19 protein-coding genes and 1 pseudogene are annotated in these 18,582 nt (G+C 67.5%); 14 read left to right on the top strand and 6 right to left on the bottom strand.

Going from position 1 to position 18,582, the window contains the following annotated elements:
- Positions 1-179: 179 nt before the first annotated feature.
- Positions 180-644, bottom strand: coding sequence for a cupredoxin domain-containing protein (locus IPG97_14635; protein ID MBK6857737.1), 465 nt, complete (start codon positions 642-644; stop codon positions 180-182).
- A gap of 94 nt (positions 645-738) precedes the next feature.
- Here IPG97_14635 and IPG97_14640 point away from each other — a divergent pair, with 94 nt between their 5' ends.
- From IPG97_14640 to IPG97_14655, 4 genes are read left to right on the top strand one after another with little or no spacing between them, the layout of a single operon-like run.
- Positions 739-1,869, top strand: a complete 1,131-nt coding sequence (locus tag IPG97_14640; GenBank protein ID MBK6857738.1) for a GNAT family N-acetyltransferase — start codon at positions 739-741, stop codon at positions 1,867-1,869.
- A gap of 32 nt (positions 1,870-1,901) precedes the next feature.
- Positions 1,902-3,125 carry an acyl-CoA dehydrogenase family protein gene (locus IPG97_14645; GenBank protein ID MBK6857739.1) on the top strand — a complete coding sequence of 408 codons (1,224 nt, stop codon included), beginning with the start codon at positions 1,902-1,904 and terminating at the stop codon, positions 3,123-3,125.
- Positions 3,122-3,910 carry an SDR family oxidoreductase gene (locus IPG97_14650; protein MBK6857740.1) on the top strand — a complete coding sequence of 263 codons (789 nt, stop codon included), beginning with the start codon at positions 3,122-3,124 and terminating at the stop codon, positions 3,908-3,910. Before IPG97_14645 ends, IPG97_14650 begins: the two co-directional genes overlap by 4 nt.
- Positions 3,911-3,914: 4 nt before the next feature.
- Positions 3,915-4,376, top strand: coding sequence for a MaoC family dehydratase (locus IPG97_14655; protein MBK6857741.1), 462 nt, complete (start codon positions 3,915-3,917; stop codon positions 4,374-4,376).
- Positions 4,377-4,567: 191 nt separating this feature from the next.
- Here the strand turns inward: IPG97_14655 and IPG97_14660 are convergent, their stop codons facing one another.
- Both IPG97_14660 and IPG97_14665 read right to left on the bottom strand, forming a co-directional pair.
- Positions 4,568-5,767, bottom strand: a complete 1,200-nt coding sequence (locus IPG97_14660; GenBank protein ID MBK6857742.1) for a lipid-transfer protein — start codon at positions 5,765-5,767, stop codon at positions 4,568-4,570.
- Positions 5,767-6,240, bottom strand: a complete 474-nt coding sequence (locus IPG97_14665; protein MBK6857743.1) for an OB-fold domain-containing protein — start codon at positions 6,238-6,240, stop codon at positions 5,767-5,769. Before IPG97_14665 ends, IPG97_14660 begins: the two co-directional genes overlap by 1 nt.
- Before the next feature lie 140 nt (positions 6,241-6,380).
- Here IPG97_14665 and IPG97_14670 point away from each other — a divergent pair, with 140 nt between their 5' ends.
- Genes IPG97_14670 through IPG97_14680 form a run of 3 tightly spaced genes read left to right on the top strand, consistent with a single transcriptional unit; the run spans position 6,381 to position 8,909 of the window.
- Positions 6,381-7,547, top strand: a complete 1,167-nt coding sequence (locus tag IPG97_14670) for a DUF2889 domain-containing protein (GenBank protein MBK6857744.1) — start codon at positions 6,381-6,383, stop codon at positions 7,545-7,547.
- Entirely contained in the window at positions 7,544-7,690 is a 147-nt protein-coding gene (locus IPG97_14675) for a hypothetical protein (GenBank protein MBK6857745.1), read from the top strand. Before IPG97_14670 ends, IPG97_14675 begins: the two co-directional genes overlap by 4 nt.
- Positions 7,691-7,706: 16 nt before the next feature.
- Positions 7,707-8,909 carry an amidohydrolase gene (locus IPG97_14680; GenBank protein MBK6857746.1) on the top strand — a complete coding sequence of 401 codons (1,203 nt, stop codon included), beginning with the start codon at positions 7,707-7,709 and terminating at the stop codon, positions 8,907-8,909.
- On the opposite strand, the gene IPG97_14685 is transcribed toward IPG97_14680, so the two are convergent.
- Both IPG97_14685 and IPG97_14690 read right to left on the bottom strand, forming a co-directional pair.
- The gene (locus IPG97_14685) at positions 8,888-10,147 is read right to left on the bottom strand and encodes a hypothetical protein (protein MBK6857747.1); all 1,260 of its coding nucleotides are present in this window, start codon (positions 10,145-10,147) and stop codon (positions 8,888-8,890) included. The two genes, IPG97_14680 and IPG97_14685, sit on opposite strands and share 22 nt — an antisense overlap.
- Positions 10,148-10,256: 109 nt before the next feature.
- A complete protein-coding gene (locus IPG97_14690) occupies positions 10,257-11,021 on the bottom strand; it encodes an SDR family oxidoreductase (GenBank protein ID MBK6857748.1) in 765 nt (254 codons plus the stop codon).
- A 120-nt stretch (positions 11,022-11,141) separates the two neighbouring features.
- Between IPG97_14690 and IPG97_14695 the strand changes: the two genes are divergently transcribed.
- From IPG97_14695 to IPG97_14705, 3 genes are read left to right on the top strand one after another with little or no spacing between them, the layout of a single operon-like run.
- Entirely contained in the window at positions 11,142-11,903 is a 762-nt protein-coding gene (locus IPG97_14695; protein ID MBK6857749.1) for an enoyl-CoA hydratase family protein, read from the top strand.
- Positions 11,900-12,856 carry a CoA transferase subunit A gene (locus tag IPG97_14700; GenBank protein MBK6857750.1) on the top strand — a complete coding sequence of 319 codons (957 nt, stop codon included), beginning with the start codon at positions 11,900-11,902 and terminating at the stop codon, positions 12,854-12,856. Before IPG97_14695 ends, IPG97_14700 begins: the two co-directional genes overlap by 4 nt.
- Positions 12,853-13,638: a CoA-transferase gene (locus IPG97_14705; GenBank protein MBK6857751.1), complete on the top strand. Its 786-nt coding sequence runs from the start codon at positions 12,853-12,855 to the stop codon at positions 13,636-13,638. The genes IPG97_14700 and IPG97_14705 overlap by 4 nt, the downstream gene beginning before the upstream one ends.
- A 40-nt stretch (positions 13,639-13,678) precedes the next feature.
- Here the strand turns inward: IPG97_14705 and IPG97_14710 are convergent, their stop codons facing one another.
- Positions 13,679-14,341, bottom strand: coding sequence for a hypothetical protein (locus IPG97_14710; protein ID MBK6857752.1), 663 nt, complete (start codon positions 14,339-14,341; stop codon positions 13,679-13,681).
- Positions 14,342-14,640: 299 nt separating this feature from the next.
- Here IPG97_14710 and IPG97_14715 point away from each other — a divergent pair.
- The 4 genes and pseudogenes from IPG97_14715 to IPG97_14730 all read left to right on the top strand — a co-directional run bounded on the left by IPG97_14715 (position 14,641) and on the right by IPG97_14730 (position 18,579).
- Positions 14,641-15,695: pseudogene (locus tag IPG97_14715) on the top strand (IS110 family transposase).
- 14 nt (positions 15,696-15,709) lie between these two features.
- Entirely contained in the window at positions 15,710-16,183 is a 474-nt protein-coding gene (locus tag IPG97_14720) for a GNAT family N-acetyltransferase (protein ID MBK6857753.1), read from the top strand.
- A gap of 66 nt (positions 16,184-16,249) precedes the next feature.
- Complete coding sequence (locus IPG97_14725) at positions 16,250-17,344, top strand: nitronate monooxygenase (GenBank protein MBK6857754.1); 1,095 nt, start codon at positions 16,250-16,252, stop codon at positions 17,342-17,344.
- Between the two features lie 47 nt (positions 17,345-17,391).
- The gene (locus tag IPG97_14730; GenBank protein ID MBK6857755.1) at positions 17,392-18,579 is read left to right on the top strand and encodes an acyl-CoA dehydrogenase family protein; all 1,188 of its coding nucleotides are present in this window, start codon (positions 17,392-17,394) and stop codon (positions 18,577-18,579) included.
- The last annotated feature ends 3 nt before the right edge of the window (positions 18,580-18,582 follow it).

An 18,582-nucleotide genomic window follows, 5' to 3' on the forward strand; every position in this document is an offset into this window, starting at 1 on the left:
CTGCCCCCGAACCCCCGCCCGGTCCTGTTGCCAAAGCTCGTCAGACAGCCGAACACCAATGGTGGTCACATGGAGGACCCGGGGCACCTGGGCACGGCATGGCTCAACAGAGGCGAAACCTCGCTCTGATTGCCCTCGCAGCGACGACGACTGGACCCAATCCGCTCGGGTCCTGAGCGCTACTCGACCACCCGGATGGCGCCGACCATGCCCTTGGTCGCGGTGCCGTGCAGAGAGCAGTAGTACGGGTAGTCGCCGGGGGCGGTGAAGGTGACTTCCTGCTTCATGCCCGGTTCGAGCTCTTCGGCTTCGATCGACTCGAATCGATCCTCGGGGACGGCCAAGACGTTGTGTTGGTTGCGTCCCCTGTTATTGAAGGTGACGGTGGTGCCAGCCCTCACCTCGATGTAGGGCTTCACGAAGATGTTGTCTCGCGCCTGGACCGTCACCACGTCCTTGTCGGTGAGGTCCGTCCACTCCGCGTCGCTCAGGTCGGGGGTGTCCCCGGTGGCAGCGGTCGTGGAGGTGGCGCCGTCTTCGACCTTGGTGGCATCCCCGCCGTCCCCACATCCACCTAGAAGCAGGGCAGAGAACGCCAAGGCGGCGAGGCGAAATGCGATCTGGTTGGTGCTGGCGGAGCTCATCGTCTCAGACAGTAACGGTGGCGCCGCTGTTGTTCTTGGTCGATGGCCCGTTACGGGCATGTGAGCGGAGGTGTGCTTCGGTCAGACTGGCGCCGTGTCCGACATCGTCGAGGTCCCCGAAACCGAGCGGGCGTTCTATGTAGCCGAGTTCGCCGGGGGCACGATCGTTGTGTCGCTGCCCCACCGCCATTGGCTGACGCCTGAGGTGGTCGAGGCCGTAGCCGGTTCCCTCGACGAGGGGGGCGCCCGTCTGGTGCTGGTGGAGGGGGTAGATGACCTTGAGCCGCGCCCCTCGACCACCGAGTCCATCCCTGGATCGATCCCTGAGTCGATCGTAGGGTCGGCCGAGGTGTGGCTGCCCTCTGAGGAGCTCGACCCGGCTGGACTGGCCTCGCTCTGGTTGGCGGTCGCCGACTCCGCGGTGGTGACCGTGCGAACACGTCGCGCCCGGTGCCCGTTGGTGGCAGCCCACGTGGCCGCCTCACTACGGGCACTGAAGCTGGTGATCACCGACCCGGCTGGTGGCTGGGGTCGCCCACCGCGGAGCTTCGCCGATGTAAGCACCCATCGTGACGCGTATCGAGCCCAACTGGGCGAACGTCAGGACGGCATGGTGGTGGAGGCGCTCGAGGTGGCTCTTTCCGGAGGGGTGAGCAGCGTCAACCTCTGTCGGGCAGCGGACCTGGAGCGTGAGCTGTTCACCTTCGACGGAACTGGAACGCTCTTCACCAGCGGTGGTTACGTGGCGGTTGCGCCGCTGCGGATCGATGATCTGGCCGCGGTAGAGGACCTGGTGGCTCAGGGCACCGCCGATGGGCTGCTGCGTCCGAGAACGCGGCTGGAGGTGGCCCGTCTTGCTGCCACCGGGATCGGGGCCAAGGTGGTCGGGAGCGGACACCTGGCCGGCGTGGTGGGGCTCGAGACCGACGCCTACCGAGAAGACAACGTGGGGGAGGTGGCGGGCCTGTACACCGTCAGCCGGTTCTCCGGTTCCGGAGCCGGAGGTGCGCTCATCGACGAGCTCCTCGCTCGGGCCGGAGGTCTCGGACTGAGTGCGGTGTTCGCGGTCACGGTGGCGGAACCGGCAGCGGCCCTGTTCGAGCGCAAGGGGTTCGTGGAGGTAGACCAGGCTGTACTGCCCACGTCCAAGTGGGCGGACTACGACGACGCTCGACGGAGTCGGGCTCGCGCCTTCTGGATCGACATCGAGGCCGGCCGTTTCTGACGCTCCGTCAGGTGGGCGTTACGCTCCCGGGAATGGATCTGCGGTTCTCCGATGAGGACGAGGAATTCCGGGCCGAAGCCCGGAGGTGGCTGACCGAGCAGCTCGACGGCGATTTTGCCGGGGTGAGAGGCAGAGGCGGACCAGGCGACGAGCATGCCTTGTTCGAGGAACGTCTGGCGTGGGAGAAGCACCTGGGCGCCAACGGCTGGACCTGCGTCGGGTGGCCCACCGAACACGGGGGCCGGGGGCTCAGCCTTCACCAACAGGTGATCTGGTACGAGGAGTACGCCAGGGCCGGAGGCCCGGGGCGCCTCGGCCACATCGGTGAAGGCCTGGCCGGTCCCACGATCATGGCCTTCGGCACCGCCGACCAGCAGGCCCGGTTTCTGCCCGGCATCGTGGCCGGGACCTCGCTTTGGGCCCAGGGCTACAGCGAACCCAACGCCGGCTCGGACCTGGCCAACGTGGCCACCAGGGCCGAGCCCGATGGGGAAGATTGGCTGATCACCGGCCAGAAGGTTTGGACCTCTCTGGCTCATTGGTCGGACTGGGTGTTCGTCCTGGCCCGCACCGACCGTGATGCCACCCCCAAGCACCGTGGGATCACCTACTTCCTAATGCCCCTCCACCAAGACGGCGTGGAGATCCGACCCATCCGCCAGGTCACGGGCACCTCGGAGTTCAACGAGGTGTTCTTCGAAGGGGCGCGGGCGCTGGCCGTCGACGTGGTCGGTGGGGTCAACAACGGCTGGAAGGTGGCCATGGGCACCCTGGCCTTCGAACGGGGAGCCTCGACGCTGGGTCAACAGCTCAGCTTCCGCAACGAGCTGGACACCATCGTTGGCGAGGCACGCCGCAACGGGAGGATCGACGACCCCATTATCCGTCAGCGTCTGGCCGCGGCCCACGCTGGCTTGGAGGTGATGCGGTGGAACACCCTGCGTGTCCTGTCTCAGGCCGAGGGTGCAGACCTACCCCGGGAGGCCATGATCACCAAGCTGTACTGGTCGAACTGGCACCGTGACCTCGGCGAGTTGGCCATGGACGTGTTGGGTGCCGAAGCATTGCTGGCCGAGCAGGACGTTGCTCCCGAGGATTGCCACGGCGAGGGCTACGAGCTCACAGCCCTGCAGCGGCTGTTCTTGTTCACCCGCTCGGACACGATCTACGCCGGCTCCAACGAGATCCAGCGCAACATCATCGGAGAGCGGGCACTCGGACTGCCCGGCGAACCCAAACCTGCCCCGAAGGGATGACCGTGACCACTGTTCCCCCCTACGTTCCCGGTCACGGCCTGCTCGCGGGCAAGACCGTCGTTGTCACCGCCGCTGCCGGAACCGGCATCGGCTCGGCCGTGGCCCGGCGAGCCATAGAGGAGGGTGCCTCGGTGCTCATCTCGGACTTCCACGAGCGACGCCTTGAGGAGACCGCAGACCGCTTGGACACCGAGACCGGTACTCGTCCGCTCACCCAGGTCTGCAACGTCACCGACGAGGACCACGTTCAGGCCTTGGTCGGGGCCGCGGTGGATGGTCTCGGTGGTATCGACGTGATGATCAACAACGCCGGTCTGGGTGGATCGTCGCTGCTGGTCGACATGACCGACGACCAGTGGAACACCGTGCTCGACGTCACCCTCAACGGGACGTTTCGTTGTACCCGTGCTGTCCTGCGCCACATGATCGAGCGCGGCCAGGGAGGGGTCATGGTCAACAACGCTTCGGTCCTGGGGTGGCGAGCGCAGACCGAGCAGGCCCACTACGCCGCGGCCAAGGCCGGGGTCATGGCCCTCACCCGCTGCGCCGCGGTGGAGGCCGCACCCCACGGCGTTCGCATCAACGCCGTCGCACCGAGCTTGGCCATGCATCCGTTCCTGGCCAAGGTCACCACCGATGAACTGCTGGACGAGCTCACCAAGCGGGAGGCGTTCGGGCGCTACGCCGAACCTTGGGAGGTTGCCAACGTGATGGTCTTCTTGGCCAGTGACTACTCCAGTTACATGACCGGTGAAGTGGTGCCGGTCAGCTCACAGAGGGCGTGATCTGATGGCCGTGACCACCTTCAACGGAGTCGACGAGGTGAGGGCCGCGGTGGGTAGGCACCTCGGCTACAGCGACTGGGTGACCGTGACCCAAGACCAGGTGAACACCTTCACCGAGGCCACCGGCGACAATCAATGGATCCACGTCGACGTGGAACGGGCCCGAGCCGAGTCGCCCTTCGGTGGCCCGATCGCCCACGGCTACCTGACGCTGTCGCTCACCAACCTCTTCCTACCTCAGGTCGTCGATGTCCAAGGCGTGTCCATGGGGGTGAACCGGGGCACGGGGAAGGTGCGGTTCCCGGCGCCGGTGCCGGTGGGCTCTCGCCTACGGGCCGGGGTGGAGTTGACCGAGGTGGTCGACGTGAACGGTGGGATAGACACCACCATGGTGATCACCGTGGAGCGTGAAGGCTCCGACAAGCCGGTGTGCGTGGTGGAGAGCCTCAGCCGCTACCTGGCATAGGGCGGAACCCGTGCGTTGTGGGTCGTCGATCGTGGCGCGAGGATGGACCCATGACCGAGGTTCACCAGTGCCCGTTCTGTGAGCTTCGCTTCGCCCTGGTGACGGAGCTTCAGACCCACATCCACGTCGACCATCCCGAGCGCAAGGTCCCGGATCGAACCAACTGAGCGGGCGTTCGGATCGAGCGTTGTTCAGCGGGTGAGGAGAACCGCGGAACCGTGACCGAAGAGTCCTTGGTTGGCGGTGATGCCCGCGGTCGCGCCTTCGACCTGACGGCCAGTGGCCTGACCGCGTAGCTGCCAGGTGACCTCGCACACCTGGGCGATGGCCTGAGCCGGGACCGCCTCGCCGAAGCAGGCCAGGCCCCCGCTGGGGTTGACCGGGATGCGCCCGCCCAGGGAGGTGTCGCCGTCGTTGAGCAGGCGCTCGGCCTCACCCCTGGGGCATAGGCCGATGTCTTCGTACCAGTCCAGCTCCAATGCGGTGGACAGGTCGTAGACCTCGGCCAGCGACAGGTCGTCGGGGCCGACACCGGCCTCCTCGTAGGCGGCGTGGGCGATCGATTCCTTGAACGGGCGCGCCGGTGCCGGGACGACCGCGGTGGAGTCGGTGGCCATGTCGGGGAGGTCGATGACGGTGTTGGGATAGGTCGGGGTGACCGTGGAAACGGCCGCGATGCGAACCTGGTTACCGGCCGACGCGGCATGTCGTTGAGCGAACTCCATCGACGACAACACGATGGCGGCGCCGCCGTCGGAGGTGGCGCAGATCTCCAACAGGTGGAGGGGATCGGCCACCACCGGGCTGGCCAGAACCTCTTCCACCGTCACCGCCTTTTGGTAGCGCGCGTTCGGGTTGGTCAGGCCGTTGCTGGCGTTCTTGACCTTCACCCGGGCGAAGTCGGCGCTGGTGGCCCCGTAGAGGTCCATTCGGCGCCTGGCAGCCAGGGCGAAGTAGGTCGGGTTGGTGGCCCCGATGAGGCGGAACCGCAGCCAGTCGGGGTCGGTGGGTCGGTCGCCGGCGTTGGGGGCCAGGAACCCCTTGGGTGTCGTGTCGGCACCCACCACCAAGGCGACGTCGCAAAGACCGGCCAGGATCCGGGTCCTGGCCGCCTCGATGGCGGTGACCCCCGAAGCGCAGGCGGCGTAGCTGGAAGCCACCCGGGCTCCGGTCCAACCGAGGGCTTGGGCGAAGGTGGCCCCCGCCACGTAGCCGGGGTAGCCGTTGCGCATGGTGTCGGCCCCGGATACGAACTGGACGTCGGCCCAGTCGATGCCGGCATCTCGGATGGCGTCTCGGGCCGCGGCCACGCCGTACTCCACGAAGTTCCGGCCCCACTTGCCCCATGGGTGCATGCCCACGCCCAGTACGGCGATGTCGTTGGCGCTCATCAGTTGCTCTCCTCGGCGGTCGCGGCCGGGTCCGAAACCGGCTTCCACTTCCAGATCAGGTGATCGGTGTCCTCGTCGCTGAACAACACGTCCACGACCAACTCGACGGGCGTGCCCACCCGGAGGTCTTCCACGGCTACGCCGGGCACGACCTGCCCCATCACCACGATTCCCTCGTGCTCGAGGTGGACAGCGGCGATGGCGAACGGAACGTGCTCGTCGGTGGGGACCACGTACGGCGGCGGGGGCTGGTACCGGGCGTCGGTGTAGCTCCAAACCGTGCCGTGGCGTGACAGCGGGACCTCGTCGAAGACGGTCCCGGTGCAGGCCGGGTTGGGGCACCCGTAGTCGGCCTTGGGAAATGCGTAGGTGCCACAGCTGGCGCACTGCTGGCCGAGGAGGGTTGGCTCCTGAGCGTCGGGGGTGAACCATCCCTCGGCGCCCAGCGCGGGTACGCGCATCCTGGTGGTCATGCCGGCTCCCGTAGGTGACGGTGGCTCCCGAACCGTTCGGGGGCGAGTTTCTGATGGTACGTCAGATCCCTGGTTGGACCACAAGAGGGCAAGCCGCCGGGCAAGGTGGCAGATACCGGCCGGTCCGCTAGAACGGTCTGGTGCCCACCGACGACGAACGCCGCTGGCCGGGAACCGAACCGCCCGTCCACGGATCACCGAGACGGAGACGAGGATCGGTCCGGCGCACCACCATCGTCGACATGGTTCGGCCCGATGGTCTCGCCGGACCTCTCGTCATCGGGGGCAACGGGCGAGACCTCGCCACCGGCATAGATGGTGAGCCCTACCTGATCGGTGCGGCGGCTACATCGGTGACCGTGGCCGCCGGACCCGATCGCGCCATCACCGCAGTGGCGGCCCAGTCGGTGATGGACCGAGACGCTGGCGGTGATCATCACCACCTCGACGGCCTGATCGGGGTAAGGGCCGGTTCGGGATTCCGGCGGGCCTTGGCCGAAACCGCTCCCGATCTGGTTGTGGGTGGGTCCTTGGTTCACCTGCTCCTCGATGACACACCGCCGGCGGCGCTGATCGCAGGCTCGGTGCTGGTGCGCGCCGGCCTGTTGAGCAACCTGGCATCGGCGTTGCCCGTCGGGGGAAGCGCCGCTGGTGGCAGCGCCGCTGGTGGCAGTGCCGCCGGCGGAACGCCATCTAGCCCTCGATCTCGTCCCCGCACCCTTCCGGTGGGGATCTGTGCCGGGTGGGCGCCCGACGGGGCCATGGTCAGAGCAGTTGTCGAAACCGGGATACCCCTGCTGGGTTGGGGACCTCCCGCGCCCGATCTCAACTGCGGCCCCGATGGCTCTCCCGACCTAATGGCCTGGCAGGCTACCGAGCCCTTGGCTCCCGAGTCGATGCGTCGCCGCCGCCTGATCGACCTGTGGCGGGGCGTGGGCACCGACGGCCGGACCGCTTCAGCCCCGTTGCGGGTCGAAGTCCGCTTTCGTGACACCTACGGCGAGCCTGACGATGTAGGAGAGACGGTGGTGCACGAGTACGGCTTCACCGCCCGGATCGACCCCTCGACGTGGCTGATCACGGCCGCCACCGCCACCCCGGGCCCACTTCCCGCTCCCGAATGCCCATCGGCGGCAGCCAGCGCCGAACGCCTGGTCGGCCTGCGAGTGGATGATCTGCGAACCCGGGTCCGAGACGACCTGACCGGCACGTCGACGTGCACCCACCTGAACGACCTGTTCCGATCCCTGGCCGACGTTCGCTCGCTGTGGGACTCGGCTGCCTTGGCCCGTGGAGAGTCACGATGACACCAGACCAGAACCGTGCCCGCCGGGCCAGGCCCCCACTGGAGGCCGAGCGTCCACAACATCCGGCCGGACCTGCGCTGATCCTGGTGCTAGTCGTGGTCTTGTTGATCGTGGCCCTTTCGGTCGCCAGCGTCTATACCTGAACGTAGGCTCGCCACCATGTCGATCACTCCTGACTGGGCCGCGCTGTATGAGGACCTTCACCGTCACCCCGAGCTGAGCTTCGAGGAGAACCGCACCGCGGGGATCGTGGCCGATTCGCTTCGAGAGTCGGGTTTTGAGGTGGAGACCGGCGTCGGCCGGACCGGCGTGGTCGGTGTGATGCGCAACGGTGACGGACCGACGGTGCTGGTTCGGGCCGACATGGATGCCCTGCCTGTCACCGAGGACACCGGGCTCGCCTATTCCAGCACCGTCGAAGGCGTCGCCCACGCCTGCGGCCACGACGTCCACGTCACATGCCTTTTGGCGGCCTGCGCCGAGCTGGCCACTAGCCGTGATACCTGGGCGGGCACCCTGCTGGCGGTGTTCCAGCCGGCCGAAGAGCTGATCCTCGGAGCGCGGGCCATGCTCGACGACGGTCTCTACGAGCGATACGGCACGCCATCGGTGGTGCTCGGCCAACACGTCGCCCCCATACCCGCCGGCACCATCGGGCTGCACACCGGCCCGGCCTTCGCAGCGGTGGACGGCCTGCGCATCACCATGCACGGGAGCGGTGGGCACGGCTCGAGTCCTCACACCACGGTCGACCCGGTGGTGATGGCGGCCTCCACGGTCATGCGGTTGCAGACGGTCGTGTCCCGTGAGGTCGATCCGGCCCAGACCGCGGTGGTGACGGTGGGAAGGCTCGAGGCCGGCACGAAGTCGAACATCATCCCCGATCAGGCCCGGATGGATCTGAGCATCCGCACCTACCAAGACGATGTTCGGGCGCGCGTCCTCGCCGCCGTGGAACGCATCGTCAAGGGAGAGGCGGCAACGGCGGGGGCGCCCAGAGACCCCGAGATCGTCATCACCGAGAGCGGAGATGCCGTCGTCAACGACCCGGCCGCATGCGAGGCGACCAGGCCCGCCCTCGAATCGATCGGAGCCCTGGTGCTGGACCCGGGTGCGGTGTCGGGGAGTGAGGATGTGGGTCTGTTCGCCACGGCGGCCGGATCTCCGTGCGTCTACTGGTTGCTGGGCGGGGCCGATCCCGCCCTGTTCGAAGGTCTGACCACCGTCCGCCAGTTCGTGGAGAAGGTGGCTTCGCTGCCAAGCAACCATTCACCCCGGTTTGCCCCGGTGCCCCAGCCCACTCTGGACGTGGGGCGTTCAGCCCTGGTGGCTGCGGCCCGTCATTGGCTGCCTGTCGGCTGAGGTCGGGCCCCGTGGGGCCGGTGGCTGGCATGGTCGTGGCGGTGGTGGCCGGGCCGGTGCTGGCGTGAGGACCGATGGCGGGTACCCACCCCCACAGGGCGGTGCTTGTGGAGCGTCAGCGCCCGAAAGGCCATGGCGGCCATGATCCCGCCGGTGGCCAGGGCCAGCAGCCACCGCCGAACAGGTCCCTCCAGTTGTTCGCCGGCGGCCTGGGTCAGGGGCAGCATCGAGCCCTGGGCGACCACCAACGCGGTGGAGCGGAGGAGCAGCGGTGCCACCATGGCCACCAAGACCGCGCCGACCACCGTGATCGTGCTGATGGCGGTGACTAGACGCAGGCGGTGACGTGACCGGGTCACGGCCCAACCCAGACCGGCGAGGGCAAGCACCGGGGTGACCAGGGCGGCGTTGCGGGCCAGGCTCACCATGTGGCGAAGCTGGGTGGTGTAGCGCTCGGCCACGTTCGACGTACGGGCATCGATTGGACCCTCGGGCCCGGGCCCTGAGCCCGAGGCGCTAACCAGCAGTTGATCCCAAGCTCGGTCGGCATCGGGGCCAGCCACCAGCCGCTGCGACGACCGCTCGATCTCAGCTCGCTCGGCGGCGCCCACAATCCGTCCGGCCACGAGCGCGTCGGCGACGTCGATCGCCATCTGGTCCAGCACCCGCTGGTCGTTGCGCAACGGACCCATGGTGGCCACGAAGCGGTGGGGAGGAACCACGTAGGACCGTACTGCCAGGGATGCCACCGCCAACACCACCAACAGAGCGGCGGTGGTGGCGATCCTCAACTCGGACCGCGACAGCGTGGATGTGGCCGTTGCTCTACCGAGCCGGCGAAGCGCTTCGGCCCCCCGGGCCCGGTAGCTGACGCGTGGGATCGTTCCAGTCGGTCGGACCACGCGGGCCAAGCGGGAGCGACGCCGTCGGCGCCCGTTGATCCGAGCGTGGAGTGAATGGCGGGAATGGTCCGGGTGGTCGATGTGGTCCCACCCCTCCCGCTCGATGCGGGCCAGGTCGATCACGACCTCGGGGACCTCGACGGCGACCTTGGGGACCTCGGGGATCTCGCGGTCCCCGACGACTGAGCTAACCGGAGCGGACCGGCCTCGAGCAGTAGAGGATGGGCCCAGCGTTGGGGGTGGGACGTAGAGCCGGAACCTGGGGAGGTTGGGTCTCGTCGACCTCGGTTCGGTCGACCGGTGGTGAGGGTGGTGGGTGTGACTTTCGACCGCCATCGGGCCAGGATAGGTCGAAAGGCCTAGGCGTGCATCGGGTTTCGTCGAGTGGGAGGTAAGGGGACAGCCGACCGGACCACTCCGAGGCGCCACGTGCGGAATCGGATGATCAGCCGACCTGGTGATCGAAGAACTTCAAATGCTCGCCACCGCCGTGGACGACCAGGTTCGCCCCGGTGACGTAGGAGGCCAGGTCGCTGGCCAGCCAGACCACCGCGTTGCCCACGTCGGTGGGGGTGGCCACCCGCCCCAAAGGAACGGTGGAGGCAACTGCGGCTGCTCCTTCGGGGCCGCCGTAGTAGTCCTCGAACATCTCGGTACGGACCATTCCCGCCGACACGCAGTTGATCCTGACGGTCGGTGCCCACTCCATGGCGAGGCTGGTGGTGAGGTTGATCAGGCCTGCCTTGGCCGCGCCGTACACGGCGGTTCCCGGCGATGGGCGCATGCCCGAGAGGCTGGTGACGTTGACGATTGATCCGCCCGAGGCGTTGGTCTGCATGACCCGGTTGGCGGCCTGGGCCACGTGAAGGGCAGAGGTCAGGTTGAGGGCCAGGATCTTGTCGCTGAAGCGCGGCGATGCGGTGGCGGCATCGGTGCCTGGGCTTCCGCCAGCGTTGTTCACGGCCACATCGAGGTGCCCGTGGTCCTCCACGATTCCGTCGACCAGGGTGTTGACCGAGGCGTGGTCGGTCACGTCGACGGGCACGAAGGTCACCCCGATTGGCAGGGAAGTGGGGTCGGGTGCGGAACGGCCGCAGATGACCACGGTGGCCCCCGCATCGAGGAGCCGTTGGGTTATTCCACGACCCACGCCGCGGGTCCCGCCGGTCACCAGCGCCACCCGTCCCGATAGGTCGATCTCGATCGTCATGGACGCGCACCGTACCGGAGGGTGTAGGTCGGTACAGGACCCGGCCGAAGGGTTGGCTGCGTTCGGCCTGGGCTACGGTGGCCGCGGAATCTGACGACCTATCAGAAAGTCTGGAGCCCAATGGGGATCACGTCGCACGTCGACGAGCAGGGCATCGCCGAAGTGGTGATGGACAACCCGCCCGTCAACGCCCTCAACGTCGCAGGCTGGTTTGAACTGGCCCACGTCATCCGTCGCCTGGGAGATGATCAGGCGGTCCGAGTGGTCGTGTTGCGAGCCGAGGGGAGAGGCTTCAACGCCGGCGTAGACATCAAGGAAATGCAGGCCACCGAAGGGTTCAACGCCCTGATCGGGGCCAACCGGGGATGTTACGAGGCCTTCGCTGCCGTCTATGAGTGCAAGGTTCCCGTCATCGCCGCCGTCAACGGGTTCTGCGTTGGAGGTGGCATCGGTCTGATCGGCAACGCCGACGTGATCGTGGCCGCCGATGACGCCACCTTCGGGCTACCCGAGGTGGACCGGGGCGCCCTCGGTGCCGCCACCCATTTGAGCCGGTTGGTTCCCCAACACAAGATGAGGGCGATGGTGTACACCTCGGCCACCGCCACTGCCCAGGAGCTACACGCCTTCGGCTCGGTGTTACGGGTCGTGCCCCAGTCCGAGCTGCGAGACGCAGCGTTCGAGGTGGCTGGCCAGATAGCAGCCAAATCACCCACCGTCATTCGTGCCGCTAAGGAATCGCTGAACGGCATAGACCTGTGGGACGTGAAGCGGAGCTACCGCTTCGAGCAGGGCTTCACCTTCGAACTGAACCTGTCTGGTGTTGCCGACGAACACCGGGATGCCTTCGTGGCCAAGCGCGAAACCGACGTGACCAAATGAGCGACCGACCTGTGAACGACACGACCGCCGACGAGAACTGGCCGGCTCCGCGAGACAAGCGCCTCGACGAGAACGAGGTTGTCGGCCGACTGCGGTCGGGCATGACCATCGGGATCGGTGGATGGGGAAGCCGCCGCAAGCCCATGTCGCTGGTACGGGCCATCCTGCGTAGCGACCTGTCCGACCTGCACCTGGTCACCTTCGGCGGACCTGAGGTGGGCATGTTGTGCGCTGCGGGCAAGGTGGCCCACCTCACCTTTGCCTTCGTGGCCCCAGACATCGGCCCGGCCGCTGTGCTCGAACCGCACTTCCGTGCTGCTCGCCAGTCCGGGTCCGTCGAGTGCACCGAACTCGACGAGGGGATGCTGCTGCTGGGGCTTCAGGCCGCGGCGTGGCGGGTCCCGTTCCTGCCCACCCGCGTCGGGCTCGGTTCTGACCTCAACCTTGTCAACCCTGGTCTGAAGACGGTTCGATCCCCCTACCCCGGACCCGGTGGTGGTGACGGGGAGGAGCTGATCGCCCAACCGGCGATCGAGCTGGATGCCGCGCTGTGCCACCTGAACGTGGGTGACACCCGCGGCAACGCCGCCTTCACCGGTCCCGATCTCTACTTCGACGACTTGATGCTCGAAGCCGCTGCCGATGGCGGGCGATTCATCTCGGTGGAGAAGGTCGTGTCCACTTCCGACCTGGTGGAAGCCGCGGGCGACGTCACCAGGCTCCGGGTCAGTCGGATGTTCGTGGATGGCGTGGTGGAGGCTCCCAACGGATGCCACCCCACGTCGTGTGACCCTGACCGAGTGCGTGACGAGGCATTCCAGAAGGAGTACCTCGCCACCGCCAAGGACCCCGAGATGTGGGCGTCGTTCCGCTCGGACTGGCTTTCATTCCCAGACGAGGCGGCCTACCAGGCCGCCCTTGCCGCCCGCCCGGCCGAGGAGGCCCGCTCGTGACCACCACCGACCTTTCGACTCTGGTCAAGCGCGCTGACGTGTGCGCGGTAGCGGTAGCCGACTGTTTCCGAGGCGATGGCGAGATCCTGGCCAACCCCATCGGCACCATCCCGATGATCGGCGGACGGCTAGCTCGCGCCACCTGGGAACCAGACCTGATGATGACCGACGGCGAAGCGGCGCTGATCGCCAACGACGAGGCGGTGCCAGCCCGAGGTGACCGTGTCTATGAGACCTGGAACCCCTACCGCCGAATGTTCGACGTGGTGTGGAGCGGCCGTCGTCACGTGATGATGGGCGCCACCCAGGTCGACCGGTACGGCAACCAGAACATCGCCGCGTTGGGCGGTACACCGACCCGTCCCAAGACTCAGCTCCTCGGTTTTCGGGGTGCGCCCGGCAACACCATCAACGACGTCACCTCGTACTGGGTGCCAGCCCAGGGCCCGAAGGTGTTCGTGGAGGCGGTCGATGTGGTCACCGGCGTTGGATACGACCGCGCTGGTCAGCTCGGCGCTGAGGCCGCTCGATTCCACGAGATCAGGAGGGTGGTGTCCAACCTGGCGGTGTTCGACTTCGAGAGCCCGGATCATTCGATGCGGTTGCGGTCTCTCCACCCCGGCGTCACCGTCGACGAGGTGGTGGCGGCCACCGGGTTCAGCCTGGTCATCCCTGACGACGTTCCCACCTCACGGTTGCCGACCCCAGGCGAGCTGAGGTTGCTCGATGAGGTCATCGACCCGGCCGGAACTCGACACCGTGAGGTGCCCGACCCCGTCTGAGCGGTCCGGGGTTGTCGCGGTCATCGGTGGTCCTCTGCGGTCAGCAGCGGGTGACCTGGCTGGTGGTGATGATGTCGAGCTCATCGATGTCGAGCCTCACACAGGGAGGTCCGGCATCGGGCACGAAGAGGATCGCGGCACGACCATCCTCCACCGCGATGTCGGCCACGGCGGCCCCGTCCACAGCCAACACCGCTTTGATCGGATCAGCGGCGTCCTCACGTCCTGAAGTCACCGCCATCATCCAGAACTGCCTTTCCTGACGCAGATGGTCCACCTTCTCGACGGTCAGGTCGGCTCGACGGGCTGCGACCTCGATACGGGTCCGCAGCTGGTCGATACGGGCCCGATCCTGGGCCGAGGTGATCTCGAACCAGAGCCCGAAGGCCACCAGAGCGGTCACCATCACCGCCAGGACCACGTTGGCGGCCACGAAGGCGGCGCGGCGGGGTAGGGGAGAAGGCTCCAGCGGGTCGGGTTCGGGGTCCCGTGCCCGGCGCCAGGCGCCGCCGGTCATCCACCCCCAGAACAGGCTTGCTCCCGCCACGCCCACCAGCACCTGGAACGGTGACCCGGTGCCGCTGTCCACCGTGATGGCCAGTGCCCACAGCCCGCCGACGACGGTGGCCAATGTGATCAGGCTGCCCAGCGCGGCGATTGCCAACCAGCCCCACCGGGGGCGGGGGCCATCGAAGGGATCCACGACGGCGAAGCTACCGCCGGTCGATCACGGCTCACCCATCACGACGTGGGCCTTGGGGGTGCGGTTGGCCCGCGAGGACGGGTCGTCTGGCCTACGCTCGCCTCAGTGTCACTCTGGTCTCTGCCCGGGAGCTTGGCTCCTACGCTCGGTGTCCTTCGTGGGCAGCATGCTTTGTGCCGGCTCCCGGGCGCGCAGAACCGGCCGGCGTGGCTTGATAGGAGCGTGGCATCGCCCCACTGAGGTGTGCCCACCGACCGGTTCTGGTCCGGATCACCAACGTGAAAGGCGACCAGAGCCCCATGATCACCCTCGGAATCGATGCGCACAAGCGCACCCATACCGTCGTCGCGGTCGACGACGTCGGATGCCAGCTCGGCACCAAGACCACGACCGCAACGACCAGCGACGACCACCTGAGATCATCCGGTGGGCTGACCGGTTCGGCCCCGAACGGCAGTGGGCGGTCGAAGACTGCCGGCACCTCTCGCCGTCTCGAGTCGGACATGCTCGCCGCGGGCGAGCGGATCGTTCGGGTGCCACCCAGGTTGATGGCCCACGCTCGCGACGCAGCCCGCACCTACGGCAAGTCTGACCCGATCGACGCGCTCGCCGTCGCTCACGCCGCGTTGCGCAACCCGGATCTTCCCGTTGCGCAGCTCGATGGTCCTGCCCGGGAACTGCGACTGCTGGTCGACCACCGCGAGGACCTGGTGGCGGAGCGGACCCGTTGCCTCAACAGGCTTCGCTGGCATCTCCACGAGCTCGACGCGCCCTGGGATCCGCCCGCTCGATCGCTCACGTCCTACAAGAACCTCGACGCGATCGCTGCCCGGCTGACGAGTTTCGATGGTCCGGTTGCTCGCATCGCAGCCGAGATCGTCGAGCACGCCCGGCACCTGACCGGCGCGAACGCGCCCTCGAACGCGATCACCGGCATCGTCAACAAGCTCGCCCCGACCCTGCTCGCCCTCGCCGGGGTCGGCGCGCTCACCGCCGCCAAGATCGTCGCGGAGACCGCAGACGTTCGCCGGTTCAGCACAAGGGCGCGTACGCCCGCCACAACGGCACCGCACCCCTGCCCGTCTGGTCCGGCAACCGCGAACGCCACCGCCTGTCTCGCACCGGGAACCGCCAACTCAACGCGGCCATCCACCGCATCGCGATCACTCAGGCCCGCTGTCACGACGACGCCATTGCCTACATCGACCGGCGCCTGACCGATCACCACAACACCAAGACCGAAGCGCTCCGAGCCCTCAAACGACGTCTCTCCGACGTCGTCTACCGAGCCTTGCTCGCCGACGCCCAACCCGCCCAAACGGCACCCGCCGACTTGCTCGCGGCCGCCGCTTGACATAGGAGCAAACCGTGGTTAGTGATCGCTATCGAATGCACCGACTCCGCTCCGGAGATGAATGGGTACTGGGGACCCTGGCTCGCGGCAACGCTCGTTTCGGCGACGGCAGCGAGCAGGACTGGTTGCCCCCGCTCGGAAGTGAGGAGGCGTCCAAGTTCGTCAACGACCCTCGCACGCTTTGCGTGGTGGCCATCGACATGTCCACCAACCACATCGCCGGGTTCGTCTACGGCTGCGTGTTGTATCGGCGCCACACCAAGCTCGAGCACCTGTGCGTTTATGAGTTGGGCGTCGACATCGACCATCGCAAGGAGGGCGTCGGCCCGCTCCTACTCGAAGGCATCGCCGGCGAGGCCCGCAAGATGGGCATCGACCGCGGCTTCGTGATCACCTCGGAGTCGAACCGCGAAGCGGTCAAGCTGTACAGCGACTTCGGGGCCAGCCGCAGCCCGGGCAACGACCTGCTGTTCGGCCTCCACTTCTGATCTGGAGCCCTAGGAGGGCGACGGCGCCCTTCATGACAGCGGACTCCGGCTCCTACGCTGCGATGCATGTCTGACGCCCCATCAGAAACCGCTGGCCCGGATCCGCTGCGCACTCGCTTCTGCGACCTGGTCGGCTGCCGCCTCCCGATCGTTCAGACCGGGATGGGATGGGTGTCGGGGGCCAACCTCACCGCCGCCACCGTGGCCGCCGGTGGGCTCGGGATCTTGGCGTCCATCACAATGACCTCCGCTGAGTTCCGTGCCGCAGTGACCAAGGTGAGCGAGACCTCCGACGGGCCTTTCGGGGTGAACCTGCGCGCTGGCCAGCCCGACCTGACCGAGAGGATCGCCTGGGCCGCTGACCAGGGGGTGAAGGTGTTCTCCTTCGCCGGTGCTCCCACCAAGGACGCCATTGCCCGCATCCATGACGCGGGTGCGTTGGTGATGCCTACGGTGGGGGCCCGCCGTCACGCCGAGAAGATGTTGGAGTGGGGCGTCGACGCGGTGATCGCCCAAGGAGGCGAGGGTGGAGGACACACCGGTGAGGTCCCCACATCGCTGCTGTTGCCGCAGGTGGTCGAAGCCGTTGGCGATGACATCCCGGTGCTGGGTGCCGGTGGTTTCCACTCGGGGCGAGGGCTGGTCGCGGCCCTGGCCTACGGTGCCGACGGCGTGGCGATGGGAACCCGCTTCTTGTTGACCGCAGAGAGCCGGGTGCCCGATGGCATCAAGGGCCGTTACACCGATGCCTCGGTGTTCGACACGGTGGTGACCGTCGCCCTCGACGGGGCACCCCAGCGGGTGATCCGCACCGAATTGATCGACGGCCTGGAGAAGGCATCGATCTTCACCCGCCTGCCCAAGGCGGCGCTGAAGGCCCTCGAGTTCCGCAAGCAGACGGGCACGTCGCTCAAGGACCTGGTGAAGGAGGGCTTGGCGATGCGCAAGAGCCAAGACCTGACCTGGCCGCAATTGGCCATGGCCGCCAACGCGCCGATGCTGATCAAGACGGCGCTGGTGGACGGTGACCCGACGGTGGGGGTGCTGCCCACCGGCCAGGTCACCGGCCTGATCGACGACCTACCCACCGTCGCCGAGTTGTTGGAGCGCATCGAGGCCGACGCCCGCGCTGCCCTGGTTCGCCTCGCCTGCGGATCCTGAGCTCGTTACCCAGTTCTGACGAGGCGTCAGATACGCTCGGCCGACGTATGGACCTGACCTGGAGCGCCGACGAGGAACGGTTCCGCACCGAGGTGCGAACCTGGCTCGAGACCGAACTTTCCGCCTGGCGAACCCGCCACGACGACCGGATTCTCTCGGGCGACACCCACGAGGGCTTCGCCCAGCACCTGGACTGGGAACGGACCCTGTTCAACGCCGGGTACGCCGCGGTGTCGTGGCCCACCGAGGTGGGCGGGCGAGGGGCCAGCCGCTGGGAGTGGCTCATCTTCGAGGAGGAGTACTACCGCGCCGGAGGGCCTCAACGGGTCACCCAGAACGGCATCTTCCTGTTGGCCCCCACCGTCTTCGAGTTCGGAACCGCCGAACAACAGGCCCACATCCTGCCCCGCATGGCGGCCGGAGACGACCTTTGGTGCCAGGGGTGGAGCGAACCCAACGCCGGCTCGGACCTGGCCTCGCTGACCAGCCGGGCCATCAGAGACGACGCCCGTGGCGGCTGGGTGCTCAACGGACAGAAGACGTGGACCACCAGGGGAGCCTTCTGCACCCACCTGTTCGGCCTGTTTCGGACGGATCCGGCCAGCGAACGACACAAGGGCCTCACCTACCTGTTGGTGCCCCTCGATCTGGCCGGGGTGACGGTGCGGGGCTTCGGTCGCCTCGATGGTGACGAGGGCTTCGCAGAGGTCTTCTTCGAGGATGCCTTTCTGCCCGACGACGCCATTCCCGGAGGTGTGGTGCTGGGCGATGAGGGCCAGGGTTGGTCGGTGGCCATGGCCACCACCTCCTCGGAGCGGGGCCTCACGCTGCGCTCTCCCGGGCGATTCTGTGCCACCGCAGACCGCTTGGTCTCGCTGTACCGCGAGCGTTCGGGCGGCGCCGGAGCCGACCAGCTCGATCCCGGCCTGCGCGACCGCGTCGTTCAAGGGTGGATGGAGGCCGAGGCCTATCGGCTCCAAACCCTACAGACCGTCACCGACGATGCCGAGGGGCGTTCGGCCGGGGCAGCGTCCAGCTTCGTGAAACTTTGGTGGTCCGAGCTCGACGTCAAGCTGCACGAGACGGCCATGGACATCTTGGGTCCCGAAGCCGAACTGGACGGCACCTGGTCCAAGGGCTGGCAGTTCGCTCTCTCCGGGCCCATCTACGCCGGGACCAACGAGATCCAACGCAACATCGCGGCCGAGCGCGTCCTCGGCTTGCCCAGGAAGTAGGGA

The sequence above is a fragment of the Microthrixaceae bacterium genome, from assembly GCA_016702505.1.
Lineage (GTDB): Bacteria > Actinomycetota > Acidimicrobiia > Acidimicrobiales > Iamiaceae > Aquihabitans.